The following is a 14,182-nucleotide window of genomic DNA, read 5'->3' on the forward strand; positions in this document are numbered from 1 at the left end:
GGTTATCCCTCGTCCGCCGCCCGAGGGCGGTCGCGGCCCAGGGTAGCCAGAAAGGCAGCGATAAAGAGCGCGGTAAACAGCAGTACGACGGTGGGCGCCGGGGCGCTGTCGAGATAGAACGACAGCAGCACCCCGCCGGTTCCCGCCAGCAGCGACGCCCCCAAGGCAACCGCCAGCGCCGTGGCAAAGCCACGGGTAAGCAGCATCGCAATGGCGCCGGGGGCAATCAGCAGCGAAATGGTCAGGATAATTCCCACCGCTTTCAGCGCCGCGACGATGGTCAGGGCGATCATCACCAGTAGTCCATAGTGCAGTAGCCGGCCGCGCAGGCCGCTGGCCCGCGCCTGCACGGGGTCGAAGGCGTGCAGCAGAAAATCACGCCACTTCATCACCATAACCAGCGTGACCGCCGCGGCAATGGCGCCGGCCTGCAGAATGTCTGCCTGGCCCACCCCCAGCATGTCGCCAAACAGAATGTGATTGAGGTGCACGTCCGGCTTTAGCGCAAGATACAGAATCAGGCCGGCGCCAAACATGCCGGAAAAGACGATCCCCAGCACGGTATCCTTTTTAATACGGCTGTTGTCTTGCACGAAGCCGCTGGCCAGCGCGCAGCACAGCCCGGCAACAAATGCGCCGATGGCCAGCGGCAGGCCCGCCATCCACGCCAGTACCACGCCGGGAAAGACCGCGTGGCTCATCGCATCCCCCATCAGCGCCCAGCCCTTCAGCACCATAAAGCAGGAGAGCAGCGCGCAGGGGATCGCAATGATAAGGGTGATCGTCAGCGCATTGATCATAAAATCGAACTCGAACGGATTCATGCGGCCCCCGCGTTGTTCTGCGCCCGCCGGCGGTTCGCCAGCAGCCCGTGGCGGGGCGCGAACAGAAACGCCAGCAGAAACAGCAGCGTCTGCGCAACCACGATAATGCCGCCGGTCGCGCCGTCAAGATAGTAGCTGAGCCAGGCGCCGAGAAAGCTGGTCACACTGCCGATCGCCACCGCGATAATCAGCAAGCGCGGAAAGCGATCGGTGAGCAGCCAGGCGGTCGCGCCCGGCGTCACCACCAGGCAGATCACCATAAAGGCCCCGACGGTTTGTAGCGCCGCCACGGTTGACAGGGAGAGCAGCGTAAAAAACAGCAGCATCAGTCGGGTCGGATTGAGACCAATCGCGCGGGCATGCTGCGGATCAAAAAATACCACCAGCAAATCTTTCCACTTCAGCAGCAGGATCAGCAGCGAGACGCCACCGATTATCGCCAGCTGCACAATGTCTTCCTGGGTTATCGCCAGCACGTTGCCAAGGATCAGCGTCTGGATGTTCACGCTGGTTGGATTCAGCGACACCATAAACAGGCCAAGACCAAAAAATGAAGTGAAAATCACCCCAATAATCACGTCCTCCTTCAGCCGGGTGCGCTGGTTTAACAGCAGCATGCTGCCCGCCGCCAGGCCGCCGGAGAAGAAGGCCCCAAGGGAGAACGGCAGGCCAAGCATCAGCGCGCCGGCCACGCCCGGCACGATGGCGTGCGACAGCGCGTCCCCCATCAGTGACCACCCCTTCAGCATCAGGTAGCAGGAGAGAAACGCGCACAGACCACCGACCATGGCCGATACCCACATGGCATTCAGCATGTAGTCATAACCGAACGGCGCGATCAGCGCAGCGACCATGTTGCCCCCCTGCGGTCAATCGCGGCCGCTGCCACCGGTGCCGCCGGCGCCCCCTGAAACGTACGCGCCAGATTGGCCTCGGTCAGCGTCTCGTCGGTGGCGCCGCTGGCGAGGACAGTGCCGCGGATCAGCACCGTACGGTCGCAAAACGACGGTACCGCATCGATGTTGTGGGTGGAGACCAGCAGCGTGCGCCCCTCCTCGCGCAGTTCGCGCAGCAGGACGATAATTTTCTCTTCGGTTTGGACATCCACGCCGGTAAACGGCTCATCCAGCAGGATCACCTGCCCGCGCTGGGCGATGGCGCGCGCCAAAAATACCCGCTTCTTTTGCCCTCCGGAGAGTTCGCCGATCTGCCGATGCCGCCACGCCAGCATATCGACCCGCGCCAGCGCGGCGGTAACCGCCGCCTTGTCCGCCTGACGGGCGATCCGCAGCATTCCCATGTGACCGTAGCGACCCATCATCACCACGTCCTCCACCAGCACCGGAAAGTGCCAGTCCACCTCCTCAGCCTGCGGCACGTAGGCGATACGATTCTGCCGCAGCGCCTGGGCAACCGGCTGGCCGAGCAGCTGAATACGGCCCCGCGTCGCCGGCAGGATCCCCATCATGGCCTTAAACAGCGTGGATTTGCCGGAACCGTTCATTCCCAGCAACGCGGCGATTGTCCCGCCGGGCAGCCGGAGGGTGGCATCGCGCAGCGCAGTGTGACCATTACGGTAAACCACGGTGAGTTGCTGCAGATCAATAGCCGGAGTGGCGTGCTCCATCATGGTTCCCCCGCCCGCAGGCCGCTGACCAGAGTGCGGAGGGTCACCTGTAGCAGGTCCAGATAGGTCGGCACCGGTCCGCCGGCGGCGCTGAGCGAATCCACGTACAACACCCCGCCGTAGCGAATCCCGGTTTCCCGCGCCACCTGGCGAGCAGGCTTATCCGAAACGGTACTCTCACTAAAAATAACCGGGATCTTCTCGCGGCGAACGGTATCAATCACCCGGCGCACCTGCTGCGGCGTACCCTGACTGTCGGCGTTTACCGGCCACAGCCAGCGTTCCTGCAGGCCAACATCCCGCGCCAGATAGGAGAACGCCCCTTCACTGCTTACCAGCCAGCGGCGCGAGGCCGGCAGCTGATCGATCGCTTCGCGCAGCGGAGCCACGGTCGCCACAATCTGCTGCTTATAGCGCTCGGCGTTGCGCTGATAGTTGGCCGCATGGTCAGGATCGAACTTCACCAGGGCATCGCGGATATTATCGATGTAGATCATCGCATTGTCCGGCGACATCCACGCGTGCGGATTGGGTTTGCCGTTGTAGGGCCCCTCGCTGATACCCAACGGGGTAATCCCCTGCGAGACCACCACTTCCGGTACATCAGGAAGGTGCTGATAAAAGCGTTCAAACCAGCGCTCCAGGTTCAGACCATTAGCGAGAATCAGGTTCGCCCCCTGCGCCCGGCGAATATCCCCCGGCGTCGGCTGATAATCGTGGATCTCGGCGCCCGGTTTGGTTATCGAGATGACGTCAGCGTCTGCGCCCGCGACGTTGCGTGCCATGTCGGCGATTACCGTAAAGGTGGTCACCACCTTAAATTTTGCCTGCGCCAGCGGCGCGGCGGCCAGCAGCAAGGCCAGTGTCAGTCCTCTCAGCGCGGTAGTCATTGACTCTCCCCAATACGCCCGCCGGCGTCGAAAAAAACAGCATAATTAGCCCGTGCTAATTTTTATAGCATAGGCTATATCGCAATGAGAATACCTTTTATTTACTTTACACAGCCGCGCCGCGCCGATTTATTCCCGTCGGGCAAGAAACGGCTGATTGTATTACCCCCGCCGGGCAGGCCATGCTAAGGGGCACCCGCCCCCCTGGCCTGGGTATAAGGAGATAACCATGTCAGCGCCTCAGGCAACGGCTGCCCCGTGGTTTGAACGCATAATCGATGAGGAGGAGCGCGGTGTTCAGCCGCTGTTTCGCGGCCGCGCAGCGGCGCTGGCGACCATTGTGCTGTGTTACGGTGGCCGCGAGGTGGATCGGCTGGAAAGTGACAGTCAGGGTAACTGGCTGTGGTTGCCCAGCCAGCGCACCCTGCGCGAGTGCCTGCGCAGCGCCGGGGAGGAGCACCAGCCGCTTGATCTGGTGGCGCACTGCCTTGATTCTCACGGCAACCTTAGCCCACCTTCCCCGCCCGTGCCTCTGCCGCCTGCCTGAATCGCCGGCGGGCATACTCCGCCTCCGGCTCAAAAGCCCGCTATACTGACAGTGACAATCCCGTTTTTACGCAGGAAAGAGGCAGCTATGGCAACAGGTATCGTAAAGTGGTTTAACGCAGAAAAAGGCTTTGGCTTTATTACCCCGGACGATGGCGGCAAGGACGTATTTGTCCACTTCAGCGCCATTCAAAACGCCGGTTTTAAAAGCCTCGACGAAGGACAAAAGGTCTCCTTTGAGACCGAGCAGGGACAAAAGGGTCCCAGCGCAGTGAACGTGAAGCCGGTTTAACCCGACGCGGCGCGGTGGTTTTTTCGCCCATCACGCCGTTTCTCCCGCCTTTCAGGATTTTCTGAGCACGCAGTGCTTGCGATTCCCCTCCGTTTCTCCCCGCCGCCCGCACCGGATTTGCTACACTTCGTTCAGGCAAAAATGGACGGGATTTCCTGTCCCATGGGAGAGACAATGAAAATCAAAAGTTATGCCGCCATGGCACCGGATGAAGCGCTGAAGCTGTATGAATATGACGCGCCAGCGCTCGGCGCCGATGAGGTTGAAGTAGACGTTGACTACTGCGGCGTCTGTCACTCTGACCTGTCGATGATTGCTAATGAGTGGGGCATTTCCCGCTACCCGCTGATTGCCGGCCACGAGGTGATTGGTCGCGTGGCGTCGCTGGGCGAGGCAGCGAAAAACAAAGGCCTGAAGGTCGGCCAAAAGGTGGGCATCGGCTGGACGGCGAAAAGCTGTCAGCACTGCGATGAGTGCATTAATGGCCGTCACGTTAACTGCACCCGCGGCAGCGTCCCCACCATTCTGAACAAAGGCGGCTTCGCCGAGAAGCTGCGCGCCGACTGGCAGTGGGTAATCCCGCTGCCGGACAGCCTGGACGCCGCCGTCGCCGGCCCGCTGCTGTGCGGGGGGATAACCGTGTTCAAGCCGCTGCTGATGCACAACATTAATGCCATGAGCCGCGTTGGGGTGATAGGGATCGGCGGTCTGGGTCACATTGCGATTAAAATTCTCAAGGCAATGGGCGCCGACGTTACCGCATTCAGCTCTTCCGCCGCTAAAAAAGCATCGATTCTGGAGATGGGCGCCAATCACGTGGTCAACAGCCGCGATCCGGCGGAGCTAAAGCGCCTCGCCGGTCAGTTTGATTTGATAATCAACACCGTGGCCGTGGATCTCGACTGGCAGCCCTACTTCGACGCGCTGGCGCCGCAGGGTAAATTCCACACCGTTGGTGCGGTTATGAAGCCGTTCAAAGTGCAGGCATTCAGCCTGATCATGGGTGACCGCGCGGTCACCGGCTCCTCTACCGGCTCCCCCGGCCAGCTGCGCAGCCTGATGACCCTGGCCAGCCGCGCCAATATCGCACCGCAGGTTGAGTTTTTCCCGATGTCGAAAATCAACGACGCGCTGGATCACGTGAAAGCCGGTAAGGCGAACTACCGCGTGGTGCTGCAGGCCGACTTCTAAGTCTGCCGCCCCCAGCGCCGACCACCGGCGCTGGGGATCGCTTCTTCTGTTGCCCCACGCATGATTTACCCAGCATGAGTGTTCGTCAGTCCCCTTAACTCGATTTACCGCCCCGCGCGCGTGATTCACTCTGTCGCCTGCCAGTACGGCGGTTCGGCAAACACCTCAGTGAAATAGTCAATTGTCGCCCGCACATTGAGGGAGAGATGGCGCGTCGCCGGCCACAGCATCGCGACCTGCTGCGGCGTCATCGCCACGGCCGCCTGATACGCGGTTAACACGCTTTGCAGCGCACCGCTGTGCAAACTGTCGCCGAGCAGCCAGTCGGGAAACAGCACCAGCCCCATACCGCCCACGGCCGCCCGTAGCAGGGATTCCGCGCTGTTGGAGGTAAACACCGCGCTGACCGGCTGATGCTGCCACGCCGTCGCGCCCTGGCGAAAATACCACTTGTTAGCGCCGGACGCCGATCCGCGGTACACCAGACAGCGATGACTGACTAAATCAGCCGGCCGCCGCAGCGCGCCACACTGGCGCAGATAGGCGGGCGACGCGGCCAGATGGTAACGCTGCGTGGCAACTATTCGCGCGTGCAGGCGGGAGTCCGGTAGCGCCCCGATGCGAAAAATCAGGTCGCAGCCCTCGCGGTGCGGATCGATAAAGTCGTCAGTCAGCGTTAGCTCAACCTGCAGCAGCGGATAGCGCGCCGTCAGTGCTGGCAGCCAGCGCGCCAGGTGGTGCTGCCCGAAAAACTGCGGTGCATTGATGCGCAGCAGGCCGGCCGGCTGTTGATTTTTTTCCGCCAGTCGCCGCTGCGCTGCGGCTAGCTCATCGCGCACGCGCCGCGCATAGTCAATTAGCAGATGGCCCGCCTCGCTGGGCACCACCGCGCGCGTATTGCGGTAAAACAGCTGTTGACCCAGTGCGTCCTCCATCTGCTGCACAATCCGCGATACGGTAGACGCCGACACGCCTTCCCGACGGGCCACCTCGGAAAAACTCTGACTCTCATAAACCGCAATAAAGTAGTGTACCGCGCGCAAGGACAGCGCTTCGCTCAGGTTCATCTGTGCACTTCCTGCATAGGTGTTTATTACATTATACCATTTTTCGCAAAGTAAAAGACGGTTACCCTGCCCGGGCTATTTTTCACCGGGAGGTAAACAATGAATCTGTTACTGATAGTACTGGTGGTGCTGGGCGGCATGGGCCTGTCGGTCGAAGCCGGACTGCTTGGCCCACTCAGTGGTCAGGTGGGCGACCTGTGGGCCACGCTGAGTATCTTCGGCGTCGGCGCCGCGCTCACCTTCCTGCTGATGCTGTTTTTCAGTCCGCGCGACGCACCGTCTTTCTTTGCTCAGCCCGGCTGGCAGCTAACCGGCGGGATCCTCGGCCCGGGCTATGTGGTGATCCTCACGCTGGCGACGCCGGTCATTGGCGTGGCGATGACCATGATTGGCATCCTGGCCGGACAGGTGCTGAAAAGCCTGCTGATTGATCACTACGGCTGGTTCGGCACGACGCCGCGACCGGTGGACAAACGTCGCCTGCTGGCGCTGGTCTGTATTGCCATCGCGCTGGCGCTGGTGGCTGGAGGTAAAGCATGACGCTGATAATGATTTTACTGGCGATCGTTGGCGGCGCGCTGCTCAGCGTGCAGGCGGCGATTAATGGCCAGCTCGGTAGCCGGGTGGGGGTGTTGCGCTGCGCCTTCCTGACCTTTTCCGTCGGCGCGCTGGTGACCCTGCTGCTGATCTTTTTCTTTGCGCCACCGCAGCCCAAAACGCTCCTGGAGGTACCAAAGTGGCAGCTGGTCGGCGCCCTGCTCGGCGTGCCCTACATCGTGATTATGGTGCTGGCCGTGCAGCGAATTGGTACCGCGGTGGCCACCGTGGCGGTGATTTTCGGTCAGCTGACCATGAGTATGCTGATTGATAATTTTGGCTGGCTGCACAATCCGGTAATCGCGTTTACGCCGGGGCGCATCGCCGCGATAGTTTTTCTGGCGCTGGCGCTGGGGTGTATTTACGCCAGCCATCGCGCACAACCGCAATAGACCTCAGCCCCCGATCGCGTCGGGGGCTGAGCATTATGACTTTATACCGAACGCCGTCCGGGTAAGCGGGAACTGGCGCAGCAGCCAATATAAGATGACAGACGATCCCACCGACAGACTAATAACGCTGAGGTAATACGCCCAGGCGCTGACAGGCTGCGGATCCAGCAGGTAGCCATACAGAATAATAAACGGATGGTGAAAGACATACACCACCAGCGCAGAGCGGGTGATGAATTCCACCAGCGGTGAGTGGCTAAAGCCATCCCGAAGGAAAAGCGAAAACACCAACGGAATGGCCAGCAGTGGAATCAGCGCCTCCAGCAGCGGTTTGGCGAAGGTAAAGCCCGGCAGCGCCTCGCCGTTGAACCAGACCAGCATCAGTGCCAGCAGCGCGGCGAGCGACAACCACCAGGGGAGAGCCATCATACGCTGCACCGACGGCGCCTGCGCCTTCAGGGCAAAGCCCAGCAGAAAAAACGGCATATAGTGCAGAGTGCGCACGGGAATCTTTAGCACTTCTCGCAGCTGCAGCGGCCAGCCGTCGGGGATCAGGCGGTTCATTATCGCGCAAACATACAGCACCGCTACGATCGCCGCGACGCCTGCCGCGACCGGCCAGCGGCGCCGCAGCCGCCGCTCCAGCGGCGCGTGCCAGCGCAGCACCAGCGCAGACATAAGTAACAGGCAGTACAAGAACCAGAGGTGTGATACCAGGCTGCCCACGTGGTGATCCGGGCTGACGCGCCGGACCAGCCACGCCTGCGGCAGGGCAACCAGCAGCGTCGCCGTCAGCAGCGGTAGTGCAATTTTGGTTAAGCGGCTGTGCCAAAAAAAATCGCTGCCCTTCTTTTCAATCACCAGATGACAAAAATAGCCGGAGATAAAAAAGAACAGCGCCATGCGAAACAAATGAGATATCGCGGATAATAGTGGAATAACGTCGCTTTTATGATGGGCGCTGTTATAAACCCAATTCATATCGCCGAGCAAAAGTCCAGTATGGTAAGGTATTCCAATTAAAATTAGGATAGCTCTTAATAAATCCAGGCCGTGCGCCCGTTGCTGACTTGCCATTACCGCTCCTGTCTTATCAGACTGTTTATCGTATCCCACTGTTACGCACGCTGAATTATTCAGCGTGGAGGCAACTGTCTGCCTGAGATATTTTTTCGCGGCGAATAATAGACTTTTCTTTATTGTGCGGGCCAGGGGTAATGGCATAATTCGGAATAACCCCCGCCCGACGGCGGGCCGCGGTTATCACCGGATCCGGCAGGCCCTCTTCCGCGGCGCCCGTTCGCCAATGGCGCCCGGCGGCAGCAGATTCGACCGGCAGCCGCGCCGGCGGATCGCAGCCGGCGTGGATATCAATCATGCCGCATCGCTTCCGTATCCGTCCCACCAGCAGTAACGTACGGGGCTGCGGTAGCGCCCCATCCGCCCGGCGCCGCGGTCCGCCGGGCCGTCGCGTTAAGCGCTGACCGGCGAAACCACCGCCGTCAGATTGCCCTTCATGTCTGGCGCCGGTGCAGCCGACGCCAGTGAAGTATCGTTATCCACCTGACTGCGGATCCGCGCAGGCGCTGCGGCAGCTTCCGGCCTGGCATCCCAAATAGCGGCGGCGAGCGCGCGAGCGCCGTAGCCGCAGGTCAGCACCGGCAGCGCCATGTGACCCAGGCCGCCGCCGTGCGCCGGGATCCTCGCCGGCTGTGGGTGGACCGATTCCGCCGACGGCCGGCAGGCACGACTGCGAACAGTGATGTTTCCTCTACAATCGGCAGGCAGCGAGCCATCACGCGCCGCCGATGGCCGGCCAGCAGGGGCCCCGACAGCCCTGCGCCCTCACCGCTTTCCCGCTGCGCAATCAGTGACACCGTCACTATTTGACGCCCGCCCGTCGGCGTTTGCATGCCGGGAGTGAACGGCCTCACGCCGTCGGCGAGGCCCTGATGAAGCGGGCAAAGATCGCGCACGGCATTGTTGCCAAACCGCAATACGGCTTGCACGGAATAGCGCCTTTGAGGATTCAGGAGCCGCAGTGACGTCCCGTTCGCCCCGGCGCAACATCTTGTGGAAGCGGCCCGGCCGGGAGGCTACGCGCGGATCGGCGGTTACCGTTGCAGACATTTAATGGTACATTTGCGCCGACTTGACTGACCTGCCTGAGGAGGCAACACCATGAACCAGGGGCCATTGACCGAAAACGAACTGAACTGGCTGGACGACACGCTGGAAAAATACCGCAGCGAGGCGTCCATCCAGGACGTCGCCGAACTGGACGGCTTGCTGACCGCGGTACTGTCCGGCCCGACAATGGTGGAACCCAGCCGCTGGCTGGTTGCGCTGTGGGGCGGCGAGAAGCACATCCCCCGCTGGCACTCCGAGCGTGAGATGTCGCGCTTTATGGATCTGGCATTTCAGCATATGAACGACATTGCCGACCGCCTTGCCGACTATCCCGAGCAGTTTGAGCCGCTGTTTGGCACCCGTACGATGGAAGGAACGGAGTTTACCGTGGTGGAAGAGTGGTGCTTTGGCTACCTGCGCGGCGTCGGTTTAAGCGACTGGTCGTCGCTGCCAGATGCGCTGCAGCCGGCGCTGGAGGCGATCCGCCTGCACGGCAGCGAAGCGAATTTTCCCCGCGTGGAGGCCCTCAGCCCGGAGGCCTTTGCCGACAGCATGGAGGCCATTCGCCCGGCGGCGCTGGCGCTGCATGATTACTGGTTAACGCTGCCGCCCTCCGGCAACGAAGCGCCGCAAACGCCCGCCGTGGCCGACGCCAAGCCGGGCCGCAACGATCCCTGCCTGTGCGGCAGCGGCAAAAAATACAAGCAGTGCTGCCTGCACTGAGTATGCGCACGGTCGCGCTGACCGCCGGGATCGAGAACCTTAGGTATCCTCGCCGAGGCCAGCCAGCAGCCTCGCCAGCCAGGCGGCGGGAATACCGTGCCGCGGATGATCGAGACGAAGGCCAAACTCGCGGCTTAGCGTATCGGCGAGGGCCGCGGCGTCGGTGAGCCATTGCGTTTGCCGCGCGCTCCCCTGCACCCGACTCAGGCAGCGATTGTTGAGACGCCGACTGCTCCCGTCCCGCAGCGAGCGGGCCACCATCAGCCGGTGGCGAAAATGCGATGCGGGCCAGCTGGCCACAAAGTGATTCGCCATGCGGTAGTCTGCAGGATACTGCGCCGCCAGCGTAAACTGATACAGCGGCAGCCAGCCCGATGCCGTGTGGCTCTCCAGCCGCCAGCCGCGCGGGCCGCAGCGCAGGCGAAAGTCGCCGTGCGGCGTGGGCTGCACCACATCACCCATCAGCCGCAGCGGTGCGGTCAGGGTTTGACCGCCAAAGCCGACATCCACCAGCCAGCGCTCGCCGTCGAGGGTGACCATCATCATCCGGTGGCTGCGCGGGGGAACCTCATCGCTATCGCCGAGCAATACCCGGGCAGCGAGATCGCGAACCCGAAAGCCAAGCTGACGCAGTCCGGCCGCAAACAGCCCGTTAAGTTCAAAACAGTACCCTCCCCGTCCGGCCGTCACCAGCTTGTCAAAAATGCCGTCGTCGCTGAGATCCAGCGGGCGTCCCAACAGTACGTCGAGGTTTTCAAAGGGGATCGCATCGGGCTGGCAGCGGTGCAGCTGCTGCAGCGTAGCCAGATTAACGGCAGGACTGCCGTCGTAGCCGATACGCGTAAGCCAGGCAGGCAGAGCCCATGTCATGACGCGCGTTACAGACTGTAGCCGGGTTTTTTCGCCAGCGTCGCCAGCTGCGGGGCGATCTCGGGATCCCACACCGCCTGCTTCCACGCCTCCGGACTGACCTCCTGTAGCGCAAGGCTGACCGACTGCGGCTGGCTGCCGAAGTGGCGCGCAATCAGCGCGGTCACCTCATCGGCCAGTGCCTGCTGCTGTTCGGCTGACAGGTCGCGAGGATAATGTTTGATGGTGACGTGTGGCATGGGCATGACTCCGATGAAGGGATAACAGTGACCTGAACACTACGATAATAAACCCCGGCTGAACAGCATGCGGATAATACACTCATTATTTTTCGCATCATCGGATAAATCTGGCACACTGAGCGGGTGTTCTACTACCGAGGACTGAATGCGTCCACACCGATGAAAAGCAACGCCGTGGACCCACTGTTGCCTATATGGAAATAACCCAGGCATTAATCAGAATGATGTGTCGTTTTATCTCTCCTTCCTGCGTCCGCACGCTGCGCGACCGCCATTTCCGTACCGCGCTGTAGCGCGCTTCTCCCCTGCTGTGACGCTCAACGGCGTCTACCCGGTTTTCTGTGGTTACCACGGAAATGATGATTCTCTTTTTAGCAGGAGAAGTGCATGTATTACTGGAGCGTGCTTATTCTGGCGATCGTCGCCGAAATTACCGGTACGCTGGCCATGAAATGGGCCAGCGTGCACCAGCAGCCGCTTGGCTTTGGCGTCATGCTGGTGATGATTGCCCTGTCCTATATTTTGCTGGCCATCTCTATCAAAAAAATAGCGCTGGGCGTCGCCTACGCCCTGTGGGAAGGGGTAGGTATTATGCTGATTACCCTGTTCAGTATCGCGCTGTTTGATGAAGCGTTTCCGCCGCTGAAGGCCTTTGGCCTGGCGGCGCTGGTATCCGGCATTGTCTTCATCAAATACGGCGTGATTCAGGCGCCGCGTCGGGGGGCACAGGATGCTGACTGACTGGCAACACGCTGCGTGGCTGCTGCTGGCCATTGCGCTGGAGATAGTGGCCAACGTTTTACTCAAGTACAGCGATGGCTTTCGCCGCCTGCTACCCGGCATCGCCTCTCTGCTGGCGGTGCTGGCCGCCTTTAGCGCGCTGGGTCAGGCAGTAAAAGGCATTGACCTGACGGTGGCTTACGCACTGTGGGGCGGATTGGGATTGCTGGCCACGGTGGCAATGGGTTGGATCCTGTTCAATCAGCGGCTGACGCGGCGCGGCTGGTGCGGACTGGGGCTGCTGCTGCTGGGTATGACCTGTATCCATCTGGCCTGACCGTGAGCGGCCCCCATCACGGGGGCCGCAACATCAATTACCGCTGACCCGCCAGACGCTGTTGCCGGCATCGTCGGCGATCGGCAGCCCGCCCTGGCGATCGTCTGCCAGTCCTACCGGTAAGCCCCGCACCGGTTTTTCACCCTCGGTCAGAAAGCCGGAGAGCACCGTTTTCGGTATCCCGCTCGGTTTGCCGTTTACACAGTTAATCCACACGACGCGATAGCCATTCAGCGGCGACCGGTTCCAGCTGCCGTGCTCGCTGATAGGGGGTCCGCTTGGAAAATGGGAAAATATCCTACGTTAAGCCTGTTTAATGAGCTGGCATGACGGGCAGCTATGAGCGAAAAGCAGACATTCGGCGCTCTGCCCCATGCCATAATTGGGGTTTGAGGGCCAATGGAGCGGAAACGTACGCCAACAGCATAGCTTATTGTTTTAAAGAGAACCCTAACTCAGCCGTTCGAAAACCTACCCTCACAGTCAAAGCGAAACAGCCCAACGGCGTGAAGCCGTCTACTTCGGTCATTACCTCAGTAATAACATCTGCATACGTTTATGTTCCCTTCGTCTTAACTCCCTGCGATGAGGATGGTTATGGCGATTTAACTCAGGGAAAGAGGATGACCATACGTTATCCGCTACGGAGAGCCGACGGAGGGGACGATAAGGACTATGACGAGCTGCTGACCGACATCCGCAAAAACGCCCACGGTTGGTGGTGACTTGGCATTAGTCATGACTGGCACGGGGGGGCCCCATCAGGACCTCATCGTCTCCGGCTTCGGTGCTGGATCCGGATTCGCCGGAAAAATCGGTCCCGCTCCAGTTCATGATGGCCGGCGAGGTGCCGGCATGGCGGGTAAACCGGGATGACGTAAGGATGGCGTGTTACCAGGAACGCCCCCTGCGCCAGTCCGGCACCTTTGTGCTGGTCAAATCGGTGTACAAGCCCGATGAACAGGATGAATCCTCCAGGCTGACGCTGTATCAGCTCTAGATGCACACCGCGCCACCGTCAGAATTTCCGAAACGCCCCCTTTACCGCGCCACGCAAAAAGGCCACGGGGTGCGGATGCGTAAACACTCCCGCGACGGTAACAGCCGTCAAATCGTGGCGGACGTGCTGGCAAATAAGCACGATCACGCCAGAACGCTCCTTTCACTGTATTGAAGCAACCGATTTTACCCGCACGCTGGATGAACGCTGGGTTATTGATGTCCTGAAAAGCATCAGCTCGCACTTTGACAGCGAAAAAGGCCCCGCATCAGCACAGGCAAAAATGTTTTAGGACAGCCAGATCCACAATGCTGAAAACAGAAGACCGCCCGACCCGTATCCTGATAAATCCCAGGACAAATGGCTGTTTGGCGCACTGTATACCAATCAGATGAACATCCCGGAATATGCGCGACGGCTGATAGTGAGGCATGACAGCGACTGGCACAGTACCCGCGAAGATTCACGCTGGTCATCGGTATTTAAAGACAGGCATGATAGTCCAGTTGTACAGCGGGCTAACGGGGGATTTCTGGACGCCACGCGCTGGATGGATAAGGTGCCGTCGTTCGCCACTCAGCGCGCAGTGTGGCATTTTCATCCGCTTGAGTTGCTGGAGAGGCTTAAGCCCGGAGGCGGGAAAATCACGCTGCCAATGTTGCGGAAGATATGATAGTCGCAAGGTCAGCGACAAGGTTCTCCAGCAGGTGGCGGATGAGATAAACGATAATCTG

At 60.6% G+C, this 14,182-nt stretch carries 17 protein-coding genes and 1 pseudogene; 8 read left to right on the forward strand and 10 right to left on the reverse strand.

What is annotated here, in order from left to right:
- Positions 1–2 precede the first annotated feature (2 nt).
- The 4 genes from BS626_RS07615 to BS626_RS07630 are packed head-to-tail and all read right to left on the reverse strand — an operon-like array spanning position 3 to position 3,341.
- Entirely contained in the window at positions 3–824 is an 822-nt protein-coding gene (locus BS626_RS07615; protein ID WP_075181779.1) for a metal ABC transporter permease, read from the reverse strand.
- Positions 821–1,678 (reverse strand): iron/manganese ABC transporter permease subunit SitC, encoded by an 858-nt coding sequence (gene sitC / locus BS626_RS07620; protein ID WP_075181780.1) that lies wholly within the window; start codon positions 1,676–1,678, stop codon positions 821–823. The genes BS626_RS07615 and sitC overlap by 4 nt, the downstream gene beginning before the upstream one ends.
- Entirely contained in the window at positions 1,663–2,451 is a 789-nt protein-coding gene (locus BS626_RS07625; RefSeq protein WP_083615915.1) for a manganese/iron ABC transporter ATP-binding protein, read from the reverse strand. Before BS626_RS07625 ends, sitC begins: the two co-directional genes overlap by 16 nt.
- Positions 2,451–3,341: a metal ABC transporter substrate-binding protein gene (locus BS626_RS07630; RefSeq protein WP_075181781.1), complete on the reverse strand. Its 891-nt coding sequence runs from the start codon at positions 3,339–3,341 to the stop codon at positions 2,451–2,453. Before BS626_RS07630 ends, BS626_RS07625 begins: the two co-directional genes overlap by 1 nt.
- A 229-nt stretch (positions 3,342–3,570) precedes the next feature.
- Between BS626_RS07630 and BS626_RS07635 the strand changes: the two genes are divergently transcribed.
- From BS626_RS07635 to BS626_RS07645, 3 genes are all read left to right on the forward strand, one after another.
- Positions 3,571–3,888, forward strand: a complete 318-nt coding sequence (locus tag BS626_RS07635; RefSeq protein WP_075181782.1) for a hypothetical protein — start codon at positions 3,571–3,573, stop codon at positions 3,886–3,888.
- A gap of 87 nt (positions 3,889–3,975) precedes the next feature.
- Complete coding sequence (locus BS626_RS07640; RefSeq protein ID WP_075181783.1) at positions 3,976–4,179, forward strand: cold-shock protein; 204 nt, start codon at positions 3,976–3,978, stop codon at positions 4,177–4,179.
- A gap of 174 nt (positions 4,180–4,353) precedes the next feature.
- Entirely contained in the window at positions 4,354–5,370 is a 1,017-nt protein-coding gene (locus BS626_RS07645; protein ID WP_075181784.1) for an NAD(P)-dependent alcohol dehydrogenase, read from the forward strand.
- Positions 5,371–5,495: 125 nt separating this feature from the next.
- Here the strand turns inward: BS626_RS07645 and BS626_RS07650 are convergent, their stop codons facing one another.
- Positions 5,496–6,437, reverse strand: a complete 942-nt coding sequence (locus BS626_RS07650) for a LysR family transcriptional regulator (protein WP_075181785.1) — start codon at positions 6,435–6,437, stop codon at positions 5,496–5,498.
- Positions 6,438–6,536: 99 nt separating this feature from the next.
- Between BS626_RS07650 and BS626_RS07655 the strand changes: the two genes are divergently transcribed.
- Together BS626_RS07655 and BS626_RS07660 are read left to right on the forward strand one after the other, a co-directional pair.
- A complete protein-coding gene (locus BS626_RS07655; protein ID WP_075181786.1) occupies positions 6,537–6,977 on the forward strand; it encodes a DMT family transporter in 441 nt (146 codons plus the stop codon).
- Positions 6,974–7,426 carry a DMT family transporter gene (locus tag BS626_RS07660; protein WP_075181787.1) on the forward strand — a complete coding sequence of 151 codons (453 nt, stop codon included), beginning with the start codon at positions 6,974–6,976 and terminating at the stop codon, positions 7,424–7,426. The genes BS626_RS07655 and BS626_RS07660 overlap by 4 nt, the downstream gene beginning before the upstream one ends.
- 33 nt (positions 7,427–7,459) lie before the next feature.
- On the opposite strand, the gene BS626_RS07665 is transcribed toward BS626_RS07660, so the two are convergent.
- Positions 7,460–8,650: an acyltransferase family protein gene (locus BS626_RS07665; RefSeq protein WP_083615916.1), complete on the reverse strand. Its 1,191-nt coding sequence runs from the start codon at positions 8,648–8,650 to the stop codon at positions 7,460–7,462.
- A 249-nt stretch (positions 8,651–8,899) separates the two neighbouring features.
- Entirely contained in the window at positions 8,900–9,097 is a 198-nt protein-coding gene (locus BS626_RS07675) for a hypothetical protein (protein WP_075181790.1), read from the reverse strand.
- 510 nt (positions 9,098–9,607) lie between these two features.
- On the opposite strand from BS626_RS07675, the gene BS626_RS07680 reads away from it, so the two are divergent.
- On the forward strand, positions 9,608–10,279 hold the full coding sequence (locus BS626_RS07680; protein ID WP_075181791.1) for a YecA family protein: 672 nt from the start codon (positions 9,608–9,610) through the stop codon (positions 10,277–10,279).
- Between the two features lie 39 nt (positions 10,280–10,318).
- On the opposite strand, the gene BS626_RS07685 is transcribed toward BS626_RS07680, so the two are convergent.
- Entirely contained in the window at positions 10,319–11,149 is an 831-nt protein-coding gene (locus tag BS626_RS07685) for an arylamine N-acetyltransferase (protein ID WP_075181792.1), read from the reverse strand.
- Between the two features lie 8 nt (positions 11,150–11,157).
- Positions 11,158–11,388, reverse strand: coding sequence for a tautomerase PptA (gene pptA / locus BS626_RS07690; RefSeq protein WP_075181793.1), 231 nt, complete (start codon positions 11,386–11,388; stop codon positions 11,158–11,160).
- Between the two features lie 390 nt (positions 11,389–11,778).
- Between pptA and mdtJ the strand changes: the two genes are divergently transcribed.
- Together mdtJ and mdtI are read left to right on the forward strand one after the other, a co-directional pair.
- The gene (gene mdtJ / locus BS626_RS07695) at positions 11,779–12,132 is read left to right on the forward strand and encodes a multidrug/spermidine efflux SMR transporter subunit MdtJ (protein WP_075181794.1); all 354 of its coding nucleotides are present in this window, start codon (positions 11,779–11,781) and stop codon (positions 12,130–12,132) included.
- On the forward strand, positions 12,122–12,448 hold the full coding sequence (gene mdtI / locus BS626_RS07700; protein ID WP_075181795.1) for a multidrug/spermidine efflux SMR transporter subunit MdtI: 327 nt from the start codon (positions 12,122–12,124) through the stop codon (positions 12,446–12,448). The genes mdtJ and mdtI overlap by 11 nt, the downstream gene beginning before the upstream one ends.
- Positions 12,449–12,481: 33 nt before the next feature.
- On the opposite strand, the pseudogene BS626_RS07705 reads toward mdtI, so the two are convergent.
- Positions 12,482–12,724 (reverse strand): annotated as a pseudogene (locus BS626_RS07705) (sorbosone dehydrogenase family protein); the annotation flags it as partial.
- Between the last annotated feature and the right edge of the window lie 1,458 nt (positions 12,725–14,182).

This window comes from Pantoea sp. 1.19 (genome assembly GCF_001922585.1).
Lineage (GTDB): Bacteria > Pseudomonadota > Gammaproteobacteria > Enterobacterales > Enterobacteriaceae > 1-19.

Coding starts and splice junctions, on each gene's coding strand:
- BS626_RS07645 (WP_075181784.1), top strand. CDS start 4,354: ATGAAAATCAAAAGTTATGCCGCCATGGCACCGGATGAAGCGCTGAAG.
- BS626_RS07615 (WP_075181779.1), bottom strand. CDS start 824: ATGAATCCGTTCGAGTTCGATTTTATGATCAATGCGCTGACGATCACC.
- BS626_RS07625 (WP_083615915.1), bottom strand. CDS start 2,451: ATGGAGCACGCCACTCCGGCTATTGATCTGCAGCAACTCACCGTGGTT.
- BS626_RS07675 (WP_075181790.1), bottom strand. CDS start 9,097: ATGGCGCTGCCGGTGCTGACCTGCGGCTACGGCGCTCGCGCGCTCGCC.
- BS626_RS07655 (WP_075181786.1), top strand. CDS start 6,537: ATGAATCTGTTACTGATAGTACTGGTGGTGCTGGGCGGCATGGGCCTG.
- BS626_RS07640 (WP_075181783.1), top strand. CDS start 3,976: ATGGCAACAGGTATCGTAAAGTGGTTTAACGCAGAAAAAGGCTTTGGC.
- BS626_RS07635 (WP_075181782.1), top strand. CDS start 3,571: ATGTCAGCGCCTCAGGCAACGGCTGCCCCGTGGTTTGAACGCATAATC.
- mdtI (WP_075181795.1), top strand. CDS start 12,122: ATGCTGACTGACTGGCAACACGCTGCGTGGCTGCTGCTGGCCATTGCG.
- pptA (WP_075181793.1), bottom strand. CDS start 11,388: ATGCCACACGTCACCATCAAACATTATCCTCGCGACCTGTCAGCCGAA.
- BS626_RS07685 (WP_075181792.1), bottom strand. CDS start 11,149: ATGACATGGGCTCTGCCTGCCTGGCTTACGCGTATCGGCTACGACGGC.
- BS626_RS07665 (WP_083615916.1), bottom strand. CDS start 8,650: ATGCCATTACCCCTGGCCCGCACAATAAAGAAAAGTCTATTATTCGCC.
- BS626_RS07660 (WP_075181787.1), top strand. CDS start 6,974: ATGACGCTGATAATGATTTTACTGGCGATCGTTGGCGGCGCGCTGCTC.
- sitC (WP_075181780.1), bottom strand. CDS start 1,678: ATGGTCGCTGCGCTGATCGCGCCGTTCGGTTATGACTACATGCTGAAT.
- mdtJ (WP_075181794.1), top strand. CDS start 11,779: ATGTATTACTGGAGCGTGCTTATTCTGGCGATCGTCGCCGAAATTACC.
- BS626_RS07680 (WP_075181791.1), top strand. CDS start 9,608: ATGAACCAGGGGCCATTGACCGAAAACGAACTGAACTGGCTGGACGAC.
- BS626_RS07650 (WP_075181785.1), bottom strand. CDS start 6,437: ATGAACCTGAGCGAAGCGCTGTCCTTGCGCGCGGTACACTACTTTATT.
- BS626_RS07630 (WP_075181781.1), bottom strand. CDS start 3,341: ATGACTACCGCGCTGAGAGGACTGACACTGGCCTTGCTGCTGGCCGCC.